Source organism: Embleya sp. NPDC020630, from assembly GCF_044334985.1.
Taxonomy (GTDB): Bacteria; Actinomycetota; Actinomycetes; order Streptomycetales; family Streptomycetaceae; genus Embleya.
On the sequence record NZ_JBIRUB010000005.1, the window covers coordinates 195,235 to 217,468 of the forward strand.

Sequence of the window (22,234 nt, forward strand, 5' to 3'; positions counted from 1 at the left end):
CCAGGGCCCGGCACTTCGTCGTCTCGAGGTACCCGTCCGATTTCCCCCGCACCCGGACACCCCGGGCAAGGAGGTACGCAGCTCGTGATCCGTAAGCTGTTGGTGGCCAACCGCGGCGAAATCGCCGTACGCGCCCTGCGCGCCGCCACCGAGCTCGACATCACCACGGTCGCCGTCTACGCGTACGAGGACCGTCACTCCCTGCATCGGCAGAAGGCGGACGAGAGCTACGAGATCGGCGAGCGCGGACACCCGCTGCGCGCCTACCTCGACGTGGACACCATCGTCGGTGCGGCGATCGCGTGCGGCGCCGACGCGATCTACCCCGGCTACGGCTTCCTCTCCGAGAACCCGCTGCTCGCCGAGGCGTGCGAGGCCAACGGGATCACCTTCGTCGGTCCCTCGGCCGAGGTGCTCTCGCTCGCTGGCAACAAGGTGCGCGCGCTGGAGGCGGCCAAGGGCGCCGGGCTGCCCACCCTGCACACCGCGCCGCCGCAGGACGACGTGGACGCGCTGGTGGCCGCGGCCGACGAGATCGGCTTCCCGATCTTCGTCAAGGCCGCCGCCGGTGGTGGCGGGCGCGGGCTGCGCAAGGTGGACCGGCGCGAGGACCTGCGCTCCTCGATCGAGACCGCGATGCGCGAGGCGCAGACCGCGTTCGGCGACCCGACGGTCTTCCTCGAAGAGGCCGTCATCCGCCCGCGCCACATCGAGGTACAGATCCTGGCCGGCGCCGACGGCGGCGTGGTGCACCTGTACGAGCGCGACTGCTCGATGCAGCGGCGGCACCAGAAGGTCATCGAGATCGCCCCCGCGCCCAACCTCGACCCCGAACTGCGCGACCGGATCTGCGCCGACGCGGTGCGCTTCGCCGAGGCGGTGGGCTACCGCAACGCGGGTACGGTCGAGTTCCTGCTCGACGAGCGCGGCCGGTACGTGTTCATCGAGATGAACCCGCGCATCCAGGTCGAGCACACGGTCACCGAGGAGATCACCGGCGTCGACCTGGTTCAGGCCCAGCTGCGCGTCGCCGCCGGCGCGAGCTTGACCGACCTCGGCCTGGTGCAGAGCGAGATCCGGATCCAGGGCGCCGCGTTGCAGTGCCGGATCACCACCGAGGACCCCTCGGCCGACTTCCGCCCCGACACCGGCACGGTTTCCGCCTACCGCTCGCCGGGCGGCGCGGGCGTGCGGCTCGACGGCGGCACCTACACCGGCGCCGAAGTGCTGCCCTACTTCGACTCGATGCTGGTCAAGCTGACCTGCCGGGGCCGGACCTTCGGCGACGCCGTCAACCGGGCCCGGCGCGCGGTGGCCGAGTTCCGCATCCGCGGCGTGGCCACGAACATCCCGTTCCTGCAGGCCGTTTTGGACGACCCGGCCTTCCGCGACGGACGGATCACCACCTCGTTCATCGACGAGCACCCCGAACTGGTCCGCTCGCGCCCCGGCGCCGACCGCGGCACCCGCCTGCTCGCCTACCTGGCCGACGTCACGGTCAACCGCCCGTACGGCCCGACGCCGAGCATCGCGGTGCCGCACACCAAGTTCCCCGAACTGCCCGCCGGCGAGCTGCCCTCGGGCAGCCGGGACCGGCTCCTGGAGCTGGGCGCGGCCGGCTTCGCCCGGGCCCTGCGCGAGCAGAGCGCGCTGGCGGTCACCGACACCACCTTCCGCGACGCGCACCAGTCGCTGCTCGCGACCCGGGTACGCACCTACGACCTCGCCGCCGCGGCGCCCTATGTGGCGCGCCTGACGCCGGAGTTGCTGAGCGTCGAGGCGTGGGGCGGGGCGACCTACGACGTCGCGCTGCGCTTCCTCAAGGAGGACCCGTGGCAGCGGCTCGCGGCGCTGCGCGAGGGCATGCCCAACCTCAACATCCAGATGTTGCTGCGCGGACGCAACACGGTCGGCTACACGCCGTACCCGGACAAGGTGTGCGTGAAGTTCGTCGAGGAGGCGGCCCGCACCGGCATCGACATCTTCCGCATCTTCGACGCGCTCAACGACGTCGAGGCGATGCGGCCGGCGATCGAGGCCACCCTCGGCACGCACGCGATCGCCGAGGGCACGCTCTGCTACACGAGCGACCTGTCCAACCCGGCCGAGAAGCTGTACACGCTGGACTACTACCTGCGGCTCGCCGAGCAGCTGGTCGAGGCCGGCGTCCACGTGCTGTGCGTCAAGGACATGGCCGGCCTGCTCCGCGCGCCCGCCGCCCGGACCCTGATCGGCGCGCTGCGCGAGCGCTTCGACCTGCCGGTACACCTGCACACGCACGACACCGCCGGCGGGCAGCTCGCCACCTACCTGGCCGCGGTCGAGGCCGGGGTGGACGCGATCGACGGCGCCGCGGCCGCGCTGGCCGGTACCACCAGCCAGCCGCCGCTGTCCGCGATCGTGGCCGCGACCGACTACACCGAGCGGGCCACCGGCCTGTCCCTGGACGCGCTGTGCGCGCTGGAGCCCTACTGGGCCGCGGTGCGCGAGGCGTACGCGCCGTTCGAGTCGGGGCTGCCCGCGCCGACCGGGCGGGTGTACCGGCACGAGATCCCCGGCGGCCAGCTGTCCAACCTGCGCCAGCAGGCGATCGCGCTGGGCCTGGGCCACAAGTTCGAGGACATCGAGGACGCCTACGCGGCCGCGAACCGGATCCTCGGCAACATCGTCAAGGTCACCCCGTCCAGCAAGGTGGTCGGCGACCTGGCCCTGCACCTGAGCGCGGTGGGCGCGGACCCGGCCAAGTTCGAGGCCGACCCGGGCGCGTTCGACGTGCCGGACTCGGTGATCGGCTTCCTCCAGGGCGAGCTGGGCACCCCGCCCGGCGGCTGGCCCGAGCCGTTCCGCACCCGAGCCCTCGCGGGCCGCACGGCAAGCTCGACCCGCACGGTGGAGCTGACCCCGGAGCAGGACGCCGCGCTGGACGGCGACCGGCTGCGCGAGACGCTCAACCGGCTGCTGTTCCCCGGCCCGGCCCGGGACTACGACGAGGCCGAGCGGTTGTACGGCGACGTCTCCGCGGTGCCGACCGTGCCGTTCCTGTACGGCCTGGTCCAGGGCGAGGAACTGGCCATCAAGTTGGCCACGGGCGTGTCGCTCTACCTCGCGGTCGAGGCGGTCGGCGAGGCCGACGAGCGCGGCTTCCGCACCGTGTACTGCCGGATGAACGGCCAGCCCCGGGTGCTTTCGGTGCGCGACCGCTCGGTCAAGCCGGCGCGTCCGGAGAGCGAGCGGGCCAACCCGGAGAACCCGAAGCACGTGGCCGCGCCGTTCAGCGGTGTGGTCACCCTCCAGGTGGCCGTGGGCGACGAGGTCGAGGCCGGCGGCACGGTGGCGACCATCGAGGCGATGAAGATGGAGGCGTCGATCACGGCGCAGAGCGCGGGGACGGTGGCCCGGCTCGCGATCGGGCAGGTGTCCTCGGTCGAGGCGGGGGACCTGCTGCTCGAACTGGGCTGAGCCGGGTCGGGTCGGTTCGGGCCGGGCCTCGGCTTGAGCCTGGCGGGGCCGACCCGGTCCCACTCGCGCGCTGCGGTGCGGTGTCGGAGTCGATCGAATCCCGGACCGACCCGGTCGTTTTCTCGAACGGCCCGAACCACACGAACCACCACCCGAGCATTCGGGTGGTGGTTCGTGGCTTTTACGGACACGTTTGGCAGACGTTTGATGATCGAATGTCCGCTTTCACTGCGCCGTATGGGCTGCTTTCGTGCGTTTTTTCCGTTTCGCCGGTCCGTCGTTTGCCGAGGTGAGCCCGCATGTCGCGATCCTGACCTCAGGACGTACCCCCGGAGGGCTCTTGATCTTCCTGTGCTTCAGGTCACAGACTCGATGTCGCTCGGGGTTATCGGTGTCCATCCATCCGGATTGGGAGACCCTGCATGGCCGTGCGCCTGAGCACCCTCGACACGACCGCGGAACCCCGCGTCGCGGCACCCCCGCCGGCGCCGACCGTAGATCTCGACGACCTGTTGGCCCACCCGCACCTGGTCACCCGGCTGCCCACGCCGATGGCCCGGGCGGCCGGCGATCTGATGCTCGCCCGGCTCGCCACGCTGGAGCCGGGCACCGTGGACCACTCGTACCTGCGCGGACTGCTCGTCGAGCTGAACCTGCCGATGGTGCGGCACGCGGCCGGGCGCTACCGGCGGCGCGGTGAGCCGGTCGAGGACATCGTCCAGGTCGGCACGATCGGCCTGATCAAGGCGATCGACCGCTACGAGGCGGATCGCGGCAGCAGCTTCATGGCCTACGCGATGCCGACCATCATCGGCGAGATCAAGCGTTTCTTCCGGGACACCTCCTGGTCGGTGCGGGTGCCGCGGCGGCTGCGCGAGCTGCGTACCGAGCTGCTGCGGGCCACCGACGAGCTGACCGCGATGCACGGGCGTACGCCCACACCGCGCGAGCTGGCCGAGCGGTTGTGCATCACCGAGGAGGAGGTGCTGGAGGGTCTGGACGCCTGCACCGTGTACACCGCGACCTCGCTGGACGAGACCGCCTACGGGGACGCGGACGGGCAGGAGACGGTCGGCGACCGGCTCGGCTCCGAGGACCACGCGCTCGACCTGGTCGAGTACCGCGAGGCGCTGCGCCCGCTGCTGGCCGAGTTGCCGCAGCGGGAGCGGGCGATCCTGGTCATGCGGTTCTACGGCAACCTGACGCAGGCGCAGATCGGCGAGCGGATCGGCATCTCGCAGATGCACGTGTCCCGCCTTCTGGCCCGCACGCTGGCTTCGTTGCGTGAACGGTTGATGATCCCGGGCTGAGGTTGGCGCCTGATGGCTCGGGGCGGGTACGGGTCGGCGTGGCGCGGCGTGGCGCAGTCCGTGTGCGGTGCGCCGTGCGGCCACGACCGGCCGCGCCTGCCGAGGCCGGAGTGGGGGCCGAGGCCGCCCGGGACCGTGCGGGCCGGCGGGGCGGGCCGGGCTCGCCGCACGGGTATCGCCGCCGGGCCGACCCGGCTGCGGCACGAGTACCGCGGCCGGGCCGGAGTCGAGCGGCCGGGCCGGTGCAGCCGCCGAGCGGGACGTCCGCACGCCGGATGGGCAGCGGGCCGACGGCACGACGCGACCCGACGAGCAGGCCCGGTCGGGACGCCGGTGGCGACAGTGACCGCCGACCGCCGCGACCGCCAGGCACGCCGTGTTGCCCGTGGCCGCGGCGATCGCTCGGGCCCGCGTGATCGCCGCGACCATCCGGATCACCGTGACCACTCGGCCCTCGTGTTGCCTGGGCTCTCCCGGCCGCCCTGTCGCCCGTGGTCGCCCGGGATCCTTCGACCGCCCGGGCCCGCCTGGCGGCTGCGACCGCCTCGGCCCGCCGTTATCGCGTGGGTCTGCCACGTCGGCCCGGGCCCGCCGGGGTCGTTCGGGTCCGCGGTGCCCTCCGGGCCGCCGGTCGCGTGGTCGACCATCCCGGAGGGCCCGCCGTGCCCACGGCCTGTCGGGTCGGGTCAGCGGAACAGGACCTCGAAGGGGCGGCGGAAGTAGGCGAGTTTTTCCGGGGGGAGGGGGATTCGGTCGTCGCGGCCCGGGACCAGCGGGGCTATTTGGGAGGCCAGGCACGACAACGCCCTTTCCTTGCGGGCCTGTTGCACCTCGGTCAGGTCTACCCGCAGTGCCCGGGTCCACGGCACCCGGGCGTCGTCCGGTCGGGCCCACTGCCACATCCGCAGCGGGAACTCGACCAGCCCGACGCCGGTTTCCCGGCACGCCGCGTCGGCCGCGCGGCCGGTGCTCTCGTGGTCCGCGAAGCCGTCCTCGCGCCAGTTCGTGGCGCACAGCGCGAAGCCCGCCACGAGCGGGATCAGCCGCTCCGCCAGGTCGCGTTCGTGGCTGCCGACCGTGCGGTCCGGGATGCGCAGCCGGATCACCTCGACCGGGGCCACCCCGCCGGGATTGCCGACCAGCGTGGCGAACGCCCGGTCGGATTCCCGGATGCGTCGGGCGGCCAGTACCGATCCGGGTAAGCGGCTGCCCGGATGGGACGCGTCGCCGTCGGTCACGCTGACCACCCGGACCGGCGCGCCGCCCGCCACCGCCCGCGAGATGAATCCGCCCACCCCGAGCACCGCGTCCTCCGGGTGCGCGGCGACCACCACGAGGCCGCCGGCCAGGACCGGCCAGTCCTCCGGAAGGGTCACCGGCAGCGGTTGTCGTCGCCATTCGGACGCGGTGGTCCACGTGCTCCCGGAGTTCGAATCGGGTACCGGTGTACGCGATCCGCGGAAGGTGGGAAGGCTCATTGGGGCTCCCTGTCGAGTGGCGGAGTAGGGGTGACGATCTCCCGGAGGGGTGGTCGGCGCCTGGGTAAGACTTACGAGCATCGGTTACCCGAGCGGGTTTGGCCATGCGCGACACGGGAATTGATGTGCCGTCAGGTCGCGGTCGGTACGGCCTCGGTGTCCTCCTTGCGCTTCCGCATCGGGATCTGCGCGGCTTCGACCGGTTTGCGTCCGGGGATGAACAACGCGACGCACAGGCCCAGGACCGCCGCGCCGCAGCCCAACCACAGCGAGGTCGTGAACGCGGCGCGGGAGGGGAACTCCCGCCCACCCGAACGCATCGTCAGATTCGCGACCACGACGCCGATCACCGCGCTGGACGTCGACGTCCCGATCGAGCGCATCAGCGTGTTCAGGCCCGTCGCCGAACCGGTCTCGCCGATCGGCACGGCCTGCATGATCAGCGAGGGCATCGCCGCGTAGGCCAGGGCCACACCGACCGCCGACAGTACGGCCATCGCGACGATCTTCCAGATCGCGTCGAGCATGAACACCGAGCACGCGTAGCCGATCGCGATCACCAGGGTGCCCACCAGGAGCGAGACCTTCGGCCCATGGGCGGCCGAAAGCCGGGCGGACAGCGGCGAGATGAGCATCATCACGATCCCGGACGGCGCCATGCACAGACCCGCGACCACCATGCTCTTGCCCAGCCCATAGCCGGTGCTCTCCGGATTCATCAGCACCTGCGGGAACACCAGGGACTGGGCGAACATCGCGAAACCGACCACGATCGAGGCGAGGTTGGTGAAGAGCACCTGCGGGCGCGCCGAGACGCGCAGGTCGACGAGCGGCTGCGCGGTGCGCAGTTCGAGCCATCCCCAGCCGAGCAGGACCACGACCGCGAGACCCAGCAGACCGAGCGTGACGGCGCTGCCCCAGCCCCAGTCGGCGCCCTTGGTGATGGCGAGCAGCAGGGCGACGAGTCCGACGGACAGGCCGCCCGCGCCCGCGAAGTCGAACCGTCCCGGCAGCCGGATCGGCGACTCGGGCACCAGGAGCAGTACGAGGACGATGTCCAGCGCGCCGATCGCGCCGGCCGCCCAGAACATCATGTGCCAGTCGGCGTTCTGCGCGATCAACGCTGCCACCGGCAGTCCGATCGCGCCGCCGATGCCGAGCGTGGCGCTCATCAGCGCGATCGAGGAACCCAGCTTCGCGGGCGGGAGTTCGTCGCGCATGATGCTGATGCCGAGCGGGATCACGCCGAACGACGCGCCCTGGAGGAGCCGGCCGCCCACCATCGGGAGCAGCGAGTCGGACAACGCGCACAACACCGAACCGGCGACCATCAGGCCGAGGCTGACGACCAGGATCCGGCGTTTGCCGAACATGTCGCCGAGGCGCCCCATCACGGGTGTGCAGACCGCCCCCGACAGCAGCGTGGCGGTGACCACCCAGGAGGCGTCGGCGGGCGAGGTGTCGAGCATTCGGGGCAGGTTCGGCAGCAGCGGGACGACCAGGGTCTGCATCAGCGCGACGACGACGCCGCAGAAGGCGAGTACGGCCACGACGCGGCCGGCTCGATCCACGGTGGCGGGTGGGTGGGGGAGGATGCCCGCACCCGTACCTGCACCTGCGCCCGCACCCGCCGGGCCCGGCTTTGGTATGCCGCTCGAACCGGTCACTGACTGCCTCCTGGGACTTGTGGCGTACGGCGTAGGGCTGGGGTGCCGGCAGCGGCGGAATGATTGCCGCGGTCAATGAATGTGCACGATACACATGATGTGTATCGTGCACATTGCCTGGGCCCGGCGCTAGGGTCGTACACGGCGCATCGGGTGTGAAGGCGGGAGTGGATGTGTTGGAAGGCATCGAGCGGGAGCTGATGCTGATCGCTCGGCACCACGTCATGGGCAAGCGGCGGGGCGACGGCATGGAGCGGTCGGCCTACCTGCTGCTGACCCGCCTGGAGGTCGAGGGGCCGATGACGATCGGCGCGCTGGCAGAAGCGTTTCGGCTCGACACCTCGACGGTGAACCGCCAGGTGGCCGCACTCCTGCGGGCAGGCGACGCCGAGCGCATCGCAGACCCGGACGGCGGCCTGGCCCGCAAACTGCGGATCACCGAGGCGGGTACCGAACACCTGGCGGCGGAACGCACCGGCCACTGCCGGGGCCTGGAACGCGTCTTGGCGTCCTGGGACGAGGGCGAACGCCGCGAACTGTTCGAGGTCCTGACCCGCTTCAACCGCGCGGTCGAGACCACGGAGGGCCGCGAATGGCCCCGCCGCGAAACGGACGACGTGACGGGCGAGGCCGCGCACACGGGCGGCGTTGCGCGCGGGTGAGTCGACGGGGGCGGTGAGCCGAATCGGGGTGGGGCGGTGGGCCGGGTGACGTCCGGGGGCTGAGCTCAGCGGGGGGCCTGGCGAGTGGACGCCGTGCCCCTGGTGCCAGGGCACCGGCGTGATGGCCCATTCCGGGGCCGCCGTGGCGGCGGGCGCTGCGAGGAGCCTGGTGGGTGGATGCTGCGCGCGGGTGCGCGACGGAGTACCCCGTGGCGGTTCGCTCCGGCGTGGCCATGGTGGCGAGGGCGGAGAGGAGACGGACGGGCGGGGGTTGTGCGCCGGGGTGGTGGTTGAGGGCCTGCGGGGTGGTTTCTTGCGGGGGCGCTGTGGTGGCCGGCGCAGTGAGGGGCCCGGTGGGCTGATGCTGCGCGGGGTGCGTCAGCGGACGACTCCGTGACGGCTCCTAACGACACCTCACAGACGATGGCTCCGCCGGAACAGCGACGGGCGGGGCGTTGCCGTCAGAGTTCGTCGGCATTTTCAGCGCCGGGCGACAAGAACCTCGTGGTGGTTTCTTTCGGGCCTTGTGGTGGCCGGCGCCGAGCGGGGGCCCAGGCTGCGGAAGTGGCGTGGGCGCTGTGGCGCGTGGTGGGGCATCGAAGGCGCGTTTCAGGGGCTCGGATCGGGTTTGGTCGTGGGCTTGTCGGTCGCGTCGGGGGTGGAGTCCGGTGCTGGGGCGGGGGGTTCGGGGGCCGCGGAGGGTGCGGGGCTGGTGTCGGGATCGGGCTTGCGTTCGGCGGTGGGCTTGGGGTGAAGGGGCTGCGGAGTGGGATCGGGGGTTGAGGGGGTGTTGGCGGCGGGTGCCGGTGCCGGTGGCGCCGCTGGTTCGGGCGTGGTGGTTTCGTCAGGTGTCGGCTCGGGCTTCGGGCTTTGCTTCGTGGTGGTGGTGTCGGCTGTTGTGGCCTTGTTTGCCGGGGTGGTTTTGGGTGCGGGGTCCGTGATTGTCGGCGTGGTTTTGGTGGCGGGCTTCGGGGGTGTGGAACTCGGCTCTGGTTCGGGGGCGTTCGGGGATGTTTCGGGTTCGGGTTTCTTTGGGGTGGGAGAACTTTCTTCTGGTTGTGCCGCGTTGGTGGATGCTTCGGTGGGCGTGGTTGCCGTGGTTGGTATTGGGGGTGCCTTGATGGGCTCCTCGTCGTACTCGTCCTCCACGTCTTCTGCGTCGTCCGCGAATCGGCGGCGGCCCGCGAGTGCCAACAGGGCGCCGGCTGCGACGAGGACCAGGCCCGCGACGAAGATGGTGGGCTCGTTCCCACTGGCGCCCGCCATGTCCGATGTGATCGGCGCCATGTCTGCGAGGGTCCTCAACGGTGTGATCCGATCCATCGGTGAACAGGTCCGGTCGTCTTACTAGCAGACGCGGCGAACGCGGGGAAACCGGCTCCGGGACAGGAGTTTCCCGGGTGAGAGTTTTCCTGGACGAAACACGAGCGCGCGAGGATCGGCCCGCGAACAAGGGGGCCGCGATGACCGTCATGGCGACACGTACGGGGCTTGGCTGGGAGCACGGGATCGACGACGTACCGTCCGACGTCGCGATCGCGGGAGGATTGTGCGTGGTCGCGGGCGTCGCCGGCGGGGTGCGTCTCCTCGACGCGGCGACCGGGCGATTCCTGGCCCGGATCGTGGTGCCGGGCGGGGTGTACCGGGCCGAATTCTCGCCGGACGGCTCCGTGGTCGCCCTCGCCGGGCCCACCGGGTACGCCCTGTGGCGGGTCACCGACGGCGCCCTGGTGCTGCGGACGCCGGGCCTGCCCGCCCGCTGCGCGTGGTCCGCGGACGGCCGTTGCGCGGTGTCCTTCGGCGGCGTCGTACGGGTGTACGCGCCCGGCACCGGGACCGAGTCGTGGCGTGCCGTGGACGGGCGGGTGCGGGTGGACGACGTGGTCTGGGTCGACGGGGGCGGGCTCGCGGTCGCGCTCGGCGGCGAGGTGCACATGTACGGACCGCGCGGTCGCACGAACGTGTGGACCTGGCCGATCCCGGTGCGGCTGTTGGCCGGTACGCCGGGCGGGGCCTGGTTGTGCGCGGCGGGCGACGTGCCGGGCGTGCAGGTGCGTGGGGCCGGCGGCACGCACGAGGACCTGGACTCGGTCGGCGACCTGCCCGCCGTCGGACTCGCCCTCGACGCGGGCGGCGGTCGGCTCGCGGTCGAGGACCGGGCCGGGCTGACCGTGTGGGATCTCGCCGCCCGAGGCGGCCGGGTACGCCCGCGCCCGCGACGGCTGCCCGCGCAACCCCGGGCGTGCGCGCCGCGGTGGCGGCCGGCCGGCGGCGGTCTGTTGGCCACTTCGGGGGGTGACGGGATGCTCGTGGTGTGGGATGTACGGGCGGGGTCGGCGCGCAAGGCGGCCACTCCGCTCGCGCGCCGGCACGTCTCGGCGCCGGTGGCCGCGCTCGCGTGGCACGGGACGGACGCGCTGCTGTTCGCGGACCGCGCCGGGCGGGTCGGCGCCCGGTGGTTCCCGGAGTTGGCCAACCGTTGACCGGGGGCACCGGTGCCGCGAGCGAGTTCGATTAGGTTAGCCTCGCCTTACATATGCTGTGTACGGCCGGGAGGTCCGCCCATGGAACTGCTCGTGGAAGATCTGCATGCCGGATACCCGGGCCATCGTGCGGTGTCGGGTGTCGACCTGTCCGTCGCCGCGGGCACGGTGGTCGCGATCGTCGGGCCGAACGGTTGCGGGAAGTCGACGCTGCTGCGCTCGATCGCGCGCCTGCACCGGCCGGAGTCGGGTCGGGTCGCGGTCGGCGGCGCGGACATCTGGGGGCTGAAGCCGCGTCAGGCCGCGCACCGTGTGGGCCTGTTGCCGCAGAATCCGCAGGCGCCGGAGGCGGTCACGGTATCCGGCCTGGTGCGGTATGGGCGGCATCCGCACCAGGGTCTGTTCCGCCAGTGGTCGCGCGAGGACGAGCGGGTGTGCCGGGAGGCGTTGACCGCGACCGGCGTGCTGTCGTTGGCCGATCGGCGGCTCGATCGGCTCTCCGGCGGGCAGCGGCAGCGCTGTTGGGTCGCGATGGTGATCGCGCAGGAGGCGCCGGTGATGTTGCTCGACGAGCCGACGTCGGCACTCGATCTCGGGCACGCGGTCGAGGTGTTGGGGCTGGTTCGGCGGGTCGCTGCGGGTGGGCGCACGGTGGTGATGGTGCTGCACGACCTGGCGTCGGCGGCGCGCTACGCGGACGTGCTGGTCGCGATGCGGGCGGGGCGGGTGATTGCGTCGGGGCCGCCTCGGGAGGTGGTGGACGCGGCGTTGGTGCGGGCGTTGTACGACGTGGACGCGGACATCCTGCGGGCGCCGGGGGACGACACGCCCGTGGTGGTGCCGAGGCCGGACGGCGAGGCCGCCACGATCGCGCCCGTCGCCTCCGGCTGAGCCGGTCCCTGGCTGGTGCGCTTGGCCCCGGTCGCGGATGGGCCGAGTGCGCACAGGCCGTCCTCAAACGCCGGACGGGCTGACCGGGCCCACTTCGGTCGTGGGTGGGGCGCGTGCCGTCCTCAAACGCCGGACGGGCTGGTTGGGTCCGCCCCGGTCGCGGGCGAGCCGAGTGCCTGCTCGCCGTCCTCAAGCGCCGGACGGGCTGATGGGTCGGCCACGTCCGTGGGTGGGCCGAGACCGGCTCGCCGTCCTCAAACGCCGGACGGGCTGATCAGGGCCGCCCTGGTCGTGGGTGGGGCGCGTGCCCGCTTGCCGTCCTCAAGCGCCGGACGGGCTGATTTTGGTGGCGTCCGGGGATTCGGCTGCGGGGGGTGGGTTGACTCGGCCCACTTACGGATGAGGCCGAGCGCTTCAGCCCGTCCGGCGTTCGAGGACGGCCAGTGGACACTCGGCTCATCCCGCGACGCGGGCCCGCACACCAGCCTGTCCGGCGTTTGAGGACGGCGAGGCGAAGTCGGCTTACCTGTGGATGTGGCCTACCCCATCAGCCTGTCCGGCGTTTGAGGACGGCCAGTGGGCACTCGGCTCGCCCCGCGACGCGGGCCCGCATACCAGCCCGTCCGGCGTTTGAGGACGGCCTGTGGGCACTTGGCCCATTTGCGACTCGGGGCGAGCGCGCCGGCCCCGTTTTGGTGCGCGTTTCGCGACAGGTAGGTTGCCTGTTGAGATGTGACGATGTGTCAGCTGATGAGGTGGGCGATGTTCGGCAGGAAGAAGAAGGCCCCGGTGGCGGCCGAGGGCCGGGACGTGGCGGCGTTGGTGCTTCGGGCCACGCTCGGCCCGATGTTGTTCGCGCACGGCTACAACAAGGTCGCCGGCCCCGGCGGCCTCGCGGGCACCACCGGCTGGTTCGAGTCGCTCGGTCTCCAGCCCGCCGAGGTGCACGCGCGCCTCGCGGCCGGGACCGAGATGGCGGCCGGCGTCGGCATCGTGCTCGGCGTGGCCAACCCGCTGCCGTCGGCGGCCACGGTGGGGCTGATGAGTGTCGCCGCCGCGACCGACCACAAGGGCAAGGGCTTTTTCGTGTTCAAGGGCGGCTGGGAGTACACCGCCGTGGTCGGCGGCGCCGCGGTCGCGTTGGCCGCGCTCGGCAACGGCAAGTACTCGGTCGACGCCCTGGTCGGCCGCCGGCGATCCGGCCTGCGTCCGGCGCTGTTCGCCGCCGGCGTCGGGGTGGCGAACGCCGCGCTGTTGCTGAAGCTCTGCTACAAGCCGGCGCCGAAGGCGACCGAGGCACCGGAGCCGGAGGCCAAGCCGGACGAGACGGTCGACGCGTAACACTTCGGACCGCCTCGATCACCTCGGCCCGCCCCGAACCCCTCGAGGCGGGCCGAGGTGTCCGCGCGAGCGGCTACGTTGGGGTCCTCGTTGATCCATGGGCGTCTCGAACGCCTTCGTGTGGAGGTTCTTGCTGTGCAGACGTTGCCCGAGTCCTGGCAGCCCGTGCTCGCGGAGGAGCTGGCGAAGCCCTACTACGCCGAGCTGACCGCGTACGTGGACGCGGAACGCAAGGAACACCAGATCTTCCCGCCGGAGGACGAGGTGTTCGCGGCGCTGGAGGCGACGCCGTACCAGGACGTGCGGGTGCTGGTGGTCGGGCAGGACCCGTACCACGACGACAACCAGGCGCACGGCATGTCCTTCTCGGTCCGGCCCGAGGTGCGCATCCCGCCGTCGCTGCGCAACATCTACAAGGAGATGAACGCCGACATCGGCCTGCCGATCCCCGACAACGGCTACCTGATGCCGTGGGCGCGGCAGGGTGTGCTGCTGCTCAACACGGTGCTCACCGTGCGAGCGCACGAGGCCGCCTCGCACAAGGGCAAGGGCTGGGAGAAGTTCACCGACGCGGTGATCAAGGCCGTCAACGACCGGGACGAGCCGGTGGTGTTCGTGCTGTGGGGCGGGCACGCGAAGAAGAAGATCTCGCTGATCGACACCACCAAGCACGCGATAGTGCAGGGCGCGCACCCCTCGCCGCTGTCCGCGAAACTCTTCCACGGCAGCAAGCCGTTCTCGCAGATCGACGCCGCGCTCGCGGCCATGGGGCACAAGCCGATCGACTGGACGATCCCGAACGTGAAGAAGTAGCCGAAGCGGGGGCGCAAGAAAAGCGACATCCGACGTTCCGGTTCGGTATCGGCTCGGCCGCTATCGGACCGGAAACGGACGCCATTCGGGAATGGCCGGAAATCTCCTTGCATCGGTGCGGAATACGTGCCGCGTGCCCTTACGGTGTGGGGTTCCCCCATCCCGTGCCTCCCGAGGCGGCCCCCGTGTCCACATCCACAGTTCGGCCCGTCACTCCCACCTCCACTCCCGCCCCCACCCTCGACCTGACTCCCGGCTATGTCGCGCACCGCGGCCTGCGTGAGGAGTTGGCCGCCCTGACCGAGGTGACCCGACACCTCGATCCGGTCGACATCCTGCGCGTGCGCGCGGTCGAGGAACATCTCGCGCTGGTGCTGCGCTTCCTGCGCGCGCACCATCGCGAGGAACACATCGTCCTGTACCCGTCGGTGCGCGCCGGTTCGCCCCGGGCCGCCCGTACCGTGACCGCCTTCCAGGTCGACCACTCGACCCTGGAGGAGGCGATGCGCGTGGTCGCCGACCGAAGCGTGCCGCTGCGGGATCGTTCACCCGCGATCGGGCGGCTGTGCGAACTGGTCGCCCGGCACAGCCTGGCCGAGGAGCACGAACTGTTCCCGCTGATGCGGCGGCACGTGCGCGGCACGCCCGACGGGCGCATGCCGACCCGGACCGTGCGGGTCTGGGGCCGCGACCTCCCGGCCTTCGTGGCCTTCCACCTGCACCACGCCACCGGCGCCGAGCGGCGGCGGGTGCTGCGCTGGATCCCGCCGGGGACGGCGCTGCTGTGGCGGGCCGGCTGGCGGCGCTCCTACGAGCGGCGTCGGCGCGCCGCTTACGGCGGCTCCTGACGACCGGACGAGGCCGACGGCGCCCGGCTAGGTCCGGTCCCGAGCCGGGTCCGTCGTGTCGCTCGGCGCGGTCAGCTCGGCCAGGATTTCGCGGACCCGCTCGATCTCCGGGCCGGTCGGCTGTACGTCGCCGAGCGCGCGGACCAACGCGTCCAGCGCGCGGGCCGGTTCGGGCTCGGCGAGCGTGGACAGGTCGTGGATCAGCCGCAGCAGCATGATCCGCGGCGCGGCGATCTGCTCGCGGGGCAACGGGCGTTCGAAGTAGTCCTCGGCCAGATCCAGCCACAGGTTCCACAGGTCGGTCCGGGCGATCCGGGGCACCGCCATGATCGCGTCGGTCAGCGCGCGGGTGTGCCCGGCGGTGACGGTACGGCGGATCACCGGCGCGGCGGGCAGGCGCGGCGCGGGCACCGGGCGGACGACCGGCGCGGGCGCCGGGTCGGCCGGGTCGGCCGAGTCCGCCCGGTCCGCCGGCGCCGTCCCGCCCGACCCCGAGCCATCCGCCCCCGCCCCGTCCCCCCGCGGCCCCGGGAACGGCGGTGGCTCCGTCGGCCGGGTCGGCCCGGTGATCGCCGCCATCAGCTCCGTCTGCGCGTCCGCCTCGGACTTGCCGTACAACGTCCGGCGCAACAACGGCCGCAGCACGGACGGGATCTGCTCGCGCGGGACCTCGTGCACCACCAGCGGGATCAGCCGCCGGCCGCTGCCGCGCAGCGCGTCGGACATCGCGGTCCACTCGATCGTGGTCCAGCGCTCCGGGACGAAGTAGGCCGGGGAGAACAGCGCGATCATGTGCCCGGCGTTGTCCAGCGCGCGGCTGACCAGCGTGGTCAGGTTCTCGCCGGTGGCCCAGTCCCAGGCGTCGAGTTCGACGTCCAGACCGGCTCGGACCAGCTGCCCCGCGACCCACTTCGCCCAATCCGTGTCCGAGCCGGCGTGACTGATGAAGTAACGCACCGTCTCGCCCCCGTACTCCCCGTCATTCGCCATACGCATCAGCATGGCGCACCCGCCGGCCGGAATCGCCCCCGTCGCCGGATGTACCCCTCGTGTCGGCCGCTCACCCGGGCAGGTTGTCGATCGCCCGGCAGACCTCCTCCACGCCCTGGGTGTTGGGCAGCACGTCGTGCAGCGCTCGGCACAGGCACTGCAGCGAGTGGATCGGTTCCGGGCCGTTGACCAGGGTCCGCAACATGTGCAGCAGCATCGAGCGCGCGTCGGTCATGTGCCGGTGCAGCAACTGGTGTTCGAGGTAGTCCTCGGACAGATCCAGCCAGATCGACCAGGTGTCCGGCGCGCGCAGTCCGCGCACCGCGAGGAACAGGTCGGCGAGGTAGACGACCTGGTTCTGCGGGATGGTCCGGGACAGCTTGGCCATGTTGCCGAAGCGCAGCAGTTCGAGGGTGACCTCCGGAGACACCAGCCCCGTCGCGAACAGCTCCGCGATCCGGGCGATCGCGGCGGGTCGGTCGCCGACGAACGCGGCGATCGCCTCGGCGGTGACCAGCTCCAGCTCGAAGCCCCGGTGCGCGTCGAGGAGCATCAGGACGGACGACTGCCGGTCCAGCGGCGGCAGATCCACCGTGCTGCCCAGGTGCCGGGCCAGCGGATCGGTACTGGTGATCAGCACGTGGCCGGGCCCGGTTGGGATCATCTCGCCGATCAGACCGGGCCGATCCACCTCGTCGAAGATCAGCAACCAGCCCTCGCGCGAGCGCAGTTCGTGCTTGGGGCCGATGGTCTGGCCGACCCGCCCGCCGAGGTTGCCCAGTTGTTCGAGCACGCGGTGCAGGAAGGCGACGCCGCTCTCGGTGGGGCGGGCGGCGCAGTCGAACCACCACACCACGTCGTACAGGTGGCGGTGCCGGTAGGCGTATTCGCGGGCCAGGTGCGTGGTGCCCAGGCCGGGCAGGTCGTCCTGGGGACGCAGCACCACCCGATGTTCGACCTGCATCAGCGCGCGCAGGTCCGCGAGGGTGTTGTCGCGGCCGTAGAACCGCCCCCTGGTGCCCGGCACGTGCCACACCGGCGGATTGTCGGTGGGCGAGCGCGGCGGGGGCGGCGGCGCGGCCCTGGGCGGCGGCGGGGTGATCACCGGTGGCGGGGCGATCACGGGCGGAGGCGCGTTCACGGGCAGCGGTACGTTCGCGGACCCGGGCCCAGGCGAAGGCGCAGGCGCGTTCGTGGGCGGCCGGTCCGGCCTGGGCGGGCGCGGCGGCGGGGATATCGGGTCCGACACGGTCAGGAGAACCCCGTATTCCGCGCGGGCAGCGGCGCGAACCGGTGCACCGCGGCCACGAGCAGATCGCGTTGGCCGACCGCGTCCGCCTCGGTCAGGTCGACCGGCGGCACGCCGCGGAACATCGACGGCACCTGGGTGTGACCGATGACTATGGGCAGCAGCCGACCGCCCGCGTACCCGTCGCCCAGCGCCTCCTCCCATTCGTCCATCGCCAACCGGCGCGCCTCGAAGTAGTGCTCGGAGAACAGCGCGAGCACGTGCTCGCCCATCCCGCGCGCGCGGGCCATCGCCTTGCCGAAGCTCTCGCCCGCGCTCCAGTCCCAGCGGCTCAGCGAGACCCGGTAGTCCTCGAACGTGAGCACCTCGCTGACCCAGTCGGCCCAGGCCAGGTCGTTGCCGACGTAGCTGATCACCAGGTCGGTGCGGGCCGGCGGGACCGGCTCCAGGATCGGCAACCGCCGCGGCACCTCGGGCATCGTGCGCGAGGCGCCGTCGTGGCTGCCGAACATCGGTTCCACCTCGTCCGCCTCGGCCGCGTTCAGCGGCGCCAGGCGATGGCGCAGCGCCGCGGCCACCCGATCGGCCACGGTGCGCACCGCGCGAACGTAGCCGAGATCGCGGATACCGCCGAGCCGCAACATGTCGAACACGCTCGGCCCGCGACCGGGCGCGGGGATCCCGACCGGCCACTCGATCGGGCCGACCGCGGGCGGCACGGGTTGTTCGATCGTGGTCCACGGTACGGCGATCAGGTTCGGCGCCGAGACCCCCACGATCGACTCGTGTCGACGCAACCGGTCGGTGAACACCGCCCAGTCGCGCCCGCAGTCCAGGTCCTCGAAGTAGTCGTCGGAACACAGCGCGACCATCGCGCGCGCCTGGGCGGGCGGATCGCCGTCGGGCATCTGGATCGGACCGAAGGTCGGTTGCAGCCGGATCGCCGCCCGCACCCGGTCCATCCCGCGCCGCAGTTCCGCCTCGACGTCGTCGTGGAAGCGGGCAGCCCATTTGGGATCACGGTCGGCGACGTGACTCGTGAAGAAGTCGTAGTCCACCAAGCGACCCCCGGATCGTGCACCGGACAAAAGGACGGCCCAGCGACACCCGCGACCGCGCCGCGGGTCTGGCAAGTGCCGCCCCCATGCCGGTCGTTCGCGTGTACGACTCTGCCCACACAGAGCATCGCGCAGATCGACCCGGCCCGGCTAGTATAGGAAGGCTTGTGTAATCGTGGCGATACGTTCCGCACTCGAATGTACGGTTTCACTCGGACGGCACGCCCGAACGCTACCGGGCCGGACGGGCGAGACGAACCCGGCATCCGGCGACGCGGGAGGAACGGGGGTCCTGCGGATGCAACGAGAGCGCGGTGACGTGGAGTCGGCGCTGCCCGACCTCGACGGGCTCTGTCTCGACGACCTGGATCACCTGCCGGCCTCGGTGCTGGCCTCGGCGCTGCGCCGCCTGGTCCACGAGTCCGAGGAGCCCTCGGAGGCGGTGGTCGCGGGGTTCACGAGCGTGGTGGATCCGGTTCTCGTCGAGGCGGAGTTCGATCCCCGGGGCGGAAACGACCGTGCCGGGGGTCCCCGGGCGGACGGGAGCGGCACCGTTCGGGCCTGACCGTGGGAGGTCCGATGCACGAAGCGATTCCGTTTCGGCAATTCGTGGTCAAGATCGCGGCACGATGCGACCTCGCGTGCGATCACTGTTATGTGTACGAACTCCGGGACCAGAGCTGGCGCGAGCGCCCCCGAGTGCCGACCGACGCGACCGTCGGCGCGCTCGGCGCCTGGTTGCGCGCACACGCCGAGCGGGCCGGCCTGCGAGTGCTCGACATCGTGCTGCACGGCGGCGAACCGCTGCTCGCGGGACCGGACCGGATCGACCGGATCGCGCGCGAGCTGCGCGCCGCGCTCGCGGGTGTGGCCGAGTTGCGGATCACCATGCAGACCAACGGGGTTCGCCTGGACGAACGCTGCGCCGAGGTGTTGCTCGCGCACCGGATCCGGGTCGGCGTCTCACTGGACGGCGACGCGCTCGCGCACGACCGGCACCGTCGCCACGCGGACGGGCGCGGCAGCCACGCCGAGGCGGTCCGGGGCATCGCGCTGTTGCGCCGGCCGCGCTACCGGCCCTTGTACGGCGGCCTGTTGTGCACGATCGACCTGGGCAACGACCCGGTGGCCACCTACGAGGAACTGCTCTCGCACGCCCCGCCGATGCTCGACCTGCTGCTGCCGCACGCCACCTGGGAGTTCCCGCCGCCGGGCGCACGCGAGGGCGAAACCCCGTACGCGGACTGGCTGATCGCGGTCTTCGACCGCTGGTACGGGGCGTCGGTGCGGGAGACGCGGGTGCGGATCCTGGAGGACCTGGTGGATCTGACCCTGGGCCGGGACGTACAGAGCGAGGTCCTGGGCCTGGGCCCGCCGGGCTCGGTGGTGGTGGAGACCGACGGCACGTTCGAACGCGAGGACTCGCTCAAGTCCGCCTACGACGGTGCGGCGGCCACCGGGCTCGACGTGTTCCGGCACGACCCGGCGACCGTGCTGGCCGCCCCCGCGTACGCCCGCGCGGCGGTCGGCGTGGCCGGGTTGAGCGCGACGTGCCGGCGCTGTCCGGTGGTGCGCACCTGCGGGGGCGGCCTGCGGGCGCACCGCTACCGCCCGGACAACGGCTTCGACAATCCGTCCGTGTACTGCGCCGACCTGCGCGCGCTGATCGACCACGTCGGCGCCCGCGTGCGCGCCGATGTCCGTGCCCTGGTGGCCGATTCGAGGAGTCGCGGATGATCGGGACACATCGGCTCACCGGCCCGGCCTTCGATCGACTCGCCGCCGGACAGGGGGACTTCGCGGCCGTGTCCGCGCTCGCCCGGGCGCAGGAGAGCCGCCGGCTGCTCCAGGTGTACGCGGTGGTCGCCACCGCCCGCGAGCGGCTGCCGAGCGCGCGCACCGCGCACCTCATCGACGCCCACGACCTGCTCGCACACGTGCAGCGCACCGCGCCGGACGCGGCGCGCACCGTGCTGATGCACCCGTACACCGGCGCGTGGGCGATGCGCAGCCTGCTGCGCCTGGGCCGGACCGACCTCGACCCGGCCGCCCCCGATCTCGACGAACTCCTGCGCCACCTGGGCTCGATCGCGGCGGCGGCGGCACTGCGCGGGGACCCCGAACACGGTCCGCCCGGCCGGGTCGAGCTGGGCGCGGTCGGCGGCTGGGTGTACCTGCCCACGCTGGGGCGGGTGCGGGTGGCGGCGGACGCGGGTCGGATCGCGCTGACCGGGCGCCAGTGGTCGGTCGGCAGCCGGCTGGTCTCGCGCCGACAGGCCAACCGCAGGTGCTCCGCCACCGCCGCCGGGCTGAGCGCGACACTTGCGATCGAGGACGTCGACCCCTATCGCGACGTGCATCGCTGGCAGCCGAGCGCACGTCTGACGGCTCGCCAAGTATCCTTGCTGCAACGGAATTTCGCCTCCGCCTGGGATCAGCTGGCACACTCTCACCGGGCCTACGCGGCCGGGCTGCCGGCGGCGTTGTCCACGTTGGTCCCGGTGGTGGGCGAGCCCGGCGTCAGCCTCAGTTCGTCGTCGCGGTACGCGTTCGGGGGTCTCGCGCTCACCCCCGAGGTGGGCCCGACCACCCTGGCCGTCACGCTCGTCCACGAGTTCCAGCACAACAAGCTCGGCGCGATACAGGACATCACGAACCTCTCGACACGTTCGACCGCCCGCTACCGGGCGCCCTGGCGGTTGGACCCCCGACCGGTGGGCGCGCTCTTGCAGGGCGCCTACGCGCATCTGGGGATCGCGGATTTCTGGCGGGTTCGCCGGCACGCCGTCACGGGAGAGGAGCAGGATCGGGCACAGGCCGAGTTCGCCGTACACCGCGAGCACGTCACCGAGGCGATCGCGACGTTGCGCGAATGCGGTGAACTGACGCCGGACGGCGCACGTGTGGTGGATGCCATGGCGGGCACGGTGCAGTCGTGGTGGCGCGAGGACATACCGGCCGAGGCGGCGCGCCGTGCGGCCGAACGGGTGCGCTCGGGGTATCGGGCCTGGGTCGCGCGCAACGGCGACCGGGGCCGGCGCGGTACCCGCGAGCAGGTCGTGGACGCGGGCGGAACGACACGAAACGAAAGATGAACATGAGATTACCTGATGTAACGAGGAGTAACGTCGCGTGATGGACTCGGGTAGCCTGGGAACAACGAGTGACCGCGGGGGAGGGCAAGCCCACGCGCGTCGCGACGAAGTGCCGACAACAGGGGTCGAGATGACACCAGTCTTCTTCACGAGTCGGTCGTGCGGCGATGAGCGGGCCTATGTCGAGCGTTTCCACGCCGATCTCGAACAGGCGGTCGCCGCCCGGCTGTCCCAGGGGGGCGGCGCACGCGGTGTGCTGCCCTCGTGTAGCGGTTCCGGTGTGGGCGCCACGCCCGAGGCCCTGGCCTGCTCGGTTCCCGCCGCCGTCGTGCTGGCGTCGCCCGACTACCTCGCCGATCCGCGCGCCATGCGCGAATGGGCCGTACTGGCCGAACGGGTGCGCGGTCACCGGGCGCACACCGGTCGACAGGTATACGCGGTGGTCACCGTGCGTTGGCGGGCCACCGATTCCCCGCTCGACGGGCAGCCGAGGCCCGACTTCGGCGGCGAGAACGACTACGGCCCCATCTACGCCCGCCAGGGGTTGTTCGACCTGATGCGCCTGGAGGGGCACTCGGCCGACTATCGGCATCTGGTCGCCGAACTGGCGCGCGTGCTGGTCGCGGCCGAACGTGCCCCGCTGCGCCCGCTGCCGGCGGCCGAGGCGCGCGAGTTGTTCCCGACCGTGCGCGTCGAACCCAGCCCGAGCCCGCCTCCCGCGCGCATCGCGTTCGGGGCCTCCGCGCCGTTCGCCACCGCCTTCCGGGGGCTGCCCGCCCGCGCTCGCGCCGGCTTGGGCTCGGCCGCCCGACCCCGCTGGATCACGGCCCGACACAACCCTCGCCGCCCACTGTTGTGGGGACCCGGTGGCGACGTTGAGGAGTACTGAA

At 72.1% G+C, this 22,234-nt stretch carries 17 protein-coding genes; 12 read left to right on the plus strand and 5 right to left on the minus strand.

All coding sequences use genetic code 11. The features are described 5' to 3' along the window. The first annotated feature begins 84 nt into the window (after window positions 1–84). Together ACH4XV_RS19690 and ACH4XV_RS19695 are read left to right on the plus strand one after the other, a co-directional pair. Window positions 85–3,459 carry a pyruvate carboxylase gene (locus ACH4XV_RS19690; RefSeq protein WP_395791414.1) on the plus strand — a complete coding sequence of 1,125 codons (3,375 nt, stop codon included), beginning with the start codon at window positions 85–87 and terminating at the stop codon, window positions 3,457–3,459. A gap of 422 nt (window positions 3,460–3,881) precedes the next feature. Further along, window positions 3,882–4,769 (plus strand): RNA polymerase sigma factor SigF, encoded by an 888-nt coding sequence (locus ACH4XV_RS19695; RefSeq protein WP_379996598.1) that lies wholly within the window; start codon window positions 3,882–3,884, stop codon window positions 4,767–4,769. A 686-nt stretch (window positions 4,770–5,455) separates the two neighbouring features. Here ACH4XV_RS19695 and ACH4XV_RS19700 read toward each other — a convergent pair. Continuing rightward, entirely contained in the window at window positions 5,456–6,247 is a 792-nt protein-coding gene (locus ACH4XV_RS19700; protein ID WP_395791416.1) for a PIG-L deacetylase family protein, read from the minus strand. 131 nt (window positions 6,248–6,378) lie between these two features. Next, window positions 6,379–7,818, minus strand: coding sequence for an MFS transporter (locus tag ACH4XV_RS19705; protein ID WP_395791418.1), 1,440 nt, complete (start codon window positions 7,816–7,818; stop codon window positions 6,379–6,381). 296 nt (window positions 7,819–8,114) lie between these two features. Here ACH4XV_RS19705 and ACH4XV_RS19710 point away from each other — a divergent pair, with 296 nt between their 5' ends. From ACH4XV_RS19710 to ACH4XV_RS19735, 6 genes are all read left to right on the plus strand, one after another. Then, entirely contained in the window at window positions 8,115–8,576 is a 462-nt protein-coding gene (locus tag ACH4XV_RS19710) for a MarR family winged helix-turn-helix transcriptional regulator (protein WP_395791994.1), read from the plus strand. 1,472 nt (window positions 8,577–10,048) lie between these two features. Next, window positions 10,049–11,059, plus strand: coding sequence for a hypothetical protein (locus ACH4XV_RS19715; protein ID WP_395791420.1), 1,011 nt, complete (start codon window positions 10,049–10,051; stop codon window positions 11,057–11,059). 81 nt (window positions 11,060–11,140) lie between these two features. Further along, complete coding sequence (locus ACH4XV_RS19720; protein ID WP_395791422.1) at window positions 11,141–11,950, plus strand: ABC transporter ATP-binding protein; 810 nt, start codon at window positions 11,141–11,143, stop codon at window positions 11,948–11,950. 762 nt (window positions 11,951–12,712) lie between these two features. Continuing rightward, the gene (locus tag ACH4XV_RS19725) at window positions 12,713–13,291 is read left to right on the plus strand and encodes a DoxX family protein (protein WP_395791424.1); all 579 of its coding nucleotides are present in this window, start codon (window positions 12,713–12,715) and stop codon (window positions 13,289–13,291) included. A 135-nt stretch (window positions 13,292–13,426) separates the two neighbouring features. Beyond that, a complete protein-coding gene (locus tag ACH4XV_RS19730) occupies window positions 13,427–14,104 on the plus strand; it encodes a uracil-DNA glycosylase (RefSeq protein WP_395791426.1) in 678 nt (225 codons plus the stop codon). A 185-nt stretch (window positions 14,105–14,289) separates the two neighbouring features. Beyond that, the gene (locus tag ACH4XV_RS19735; RefSeq protein WP_395791428.1) at window positions 14,290–14,952 is read left to right on the plus strand and encodes a hemerythrin domain-containing protein; all 663 of its coding nucleotides are present in this window, start codon (window positions 14,290–14,292) and stop codon (window positions 14,950–14,952) included. A 27-nt stretch (window positions 14,953–14,979) separates the two neighbouring features. Here ACH4XV_RS19735 and ACH4XV_RS19740 read toward each other — a convergent pair whose 3' ends face one another. The 3 genes from ACH4XV_RS19740 to ACH4XV_RS19750 form a co-directional block, all read right to left on the minus strand. Next, window positions 14,980–15,942, minus strand: a complete 963-nt coding sequence (locus tag ACH4XV_RS19740) for a TIR domain-containing protein (RefSeq protein ID WP_395791430.1) — start codon at window positions 15,940–15,942, stop codon at window positions 14,980–14,982. 70 nt (window positions 15,943–16,012) lie between these two features. Next, window positions 16,013–17,083 carry a hypothetical protein gene (locus tag ACH4XV_RS19745; protein ID WP_395791432.1) on the minus strand — a complete coding sequence of 357 codons (1,071 nt, stop codon included), beginning with the start codon at window positions 17,081–17,083 and terminating at the stop codon, window positions 16,013–16,015. Between the two features lie 110 nt (window positions 17,084–17,193). Next, window positions 17,194–18,249 carry a TIR domain-containing protein gene (locus tag ACH4XV_RS19750; protein WP_395791434.1) on the minus strand — a complete coding sequence of 352 codons (1,056 nt, stop codon included), beginning with the start codon at window positions 18,247–18,249 and terminating at the stop codon, window positions 17,194–17,196. Window positions 18,250–18,547: 298 nt separating this feature from the next. Between ACH4XV_RS19750 and fxsA the strand changes: the two genes are divergently transcribed. The 4 genes from fxsA (at window position 18,548) to ACH4XV_RS19770 (ending at window position 22,233) form a co-directional block, all read left to right on the plus strand. Continuing rightward, window positions 18,548–18,814 (plus strand): FxSxx-COOH cyclophane-containing RiPP peptide, encoded by a 267-nt coding sequence (gene fxsA / locus ACH4XV_RS19755; RefSeq protein WP_395791436.1) that lies wholly within the window; start codon window positions 18,548–18,550, stop codon window positions 18,812–18,814. A gap of 14 nt (window positions 18,815–18,828) precedes the next feature. Beyond that, window positions 18,829–19,986: an FxsB family cyclophane-forming radical SAM/SPASM peptide maturase gene (locus tag ACH4XV_RS19760; RefSeq protein WP_395791438.1), complete on the plus strand. Its 1,158-nt coding sequence runs from the start codon at window positions 18,829–18,831 to the stop codon at window positions 19,984–19,986. Further along, the gene (locus ACH4XV_RS19765) at window positions 19,983–21,344 is read left to right on the plus strand and encodes an HEXXH motif domain-containing protein (protein ID WP_395791440.1); all 1,362 of its coding nucleotides are present in this window, start codon (window positions 19,983–19,985) and stop codon (window positions 21,342–21,344) included. The genes ACH4XV_RS19760 and ACH4XV_RS19765 overlap by 4 nt, the downstream gene beginning before the upstream one ends. Window positions 21,345–21,474: 130 nt before the next feature. Further along, window positions 21,475–22,233 (plus strand): hypothetical protein, encoded by a 759-nt coding sequence (locus ACH4XV_RS19770; RefSeq protein WP_395791442.1) that lies wholly within the window; start codon window positions 21,475–21,477, stop codon window positions 22,231–22,233. Window position 22,234: the final 1 nt, after the last annotated feature.

Bases quoted from the DNA above. Each gene is read 5' to 3' on its own strand.
- ACH4XV_RS19695 (WP_379996598.1), top strand. From the start codon at position 3,882: ATGGCCGTGCGCCTGAGCACCCTCGACACGACCGCGGAACCCCGCGTC.
- ACH4XV_RS19700 (WP_395791416.1), bottom strand. From the start codon at position 6,247: ATGAGCCTTCCCACCTTCCGCGGATCGCGTACACCGGTACCCGATTCG.
- ACH4XV_RS19710 (WP_395791994.1), top strand. From the start codon at position 8,115: ATGCTGATCGCTCGGCACCACGTCATGGGCAAGCGGCGGGGCGACGGC.
- ACH4XV_RS19715 (WP_395791420.1), top strand. From the start codon at position 10,049: ATGGCGACACGTACGGGGCTTGGCTGGGAGCACGGGATCGACGACGTA.
- ACH4XV_RS19720 (WP_395791422.1), top strand. From the start codon at position 11,141: ATGGAACTGCTCGTGGAAGATCTGCATGCCGGATACCCGGGCCATCGT.
- ACH4XV_RS19725 (WP_395791424.1), top strand. From the start codon at position 12,713: ATGTTCGGCAGGAAGAAGAAGGCCCCGGTGGCGGCCGAGGGCCGGGAC.
- ACH4XV_RS19740 (WP_395791430.1), bottom strand. From the start codon at position 15,942: ATGGCGAATGACGGGGAGTACGGGGGCGAGACGGTGCGTTACTTCATC.
- fxsA (WP_395791436.1), top strand. From the start codon at position 18,548: ATGCAACGAGAGCGCGGTGACGTGGAGTCGGCGCTGCCCGACCTCGAC.
- ACH4XV_RS19760 (WP_395791438.1), top strand. From the start codon at position 18,829: ATGCACGAAGCGATTCCGTTTCGGCAATTCGTGGTCAAGATCGCGGCA.
- ACH4XV_RS19765 (WP_395791440.1), top strand. From the start codon at position 19,983: ATGATCGGGACACATCGGCTCACCGGCCCGGCCTTCGATCGACTCGCC.
- ACH4XV_RS19770 (WP_395791442.1), top strand. From the start codon at position 21,475: ATGACACCAGTCTTCTTCACGAGTCGGTCGTGCGGCGATGAGCGGGCC.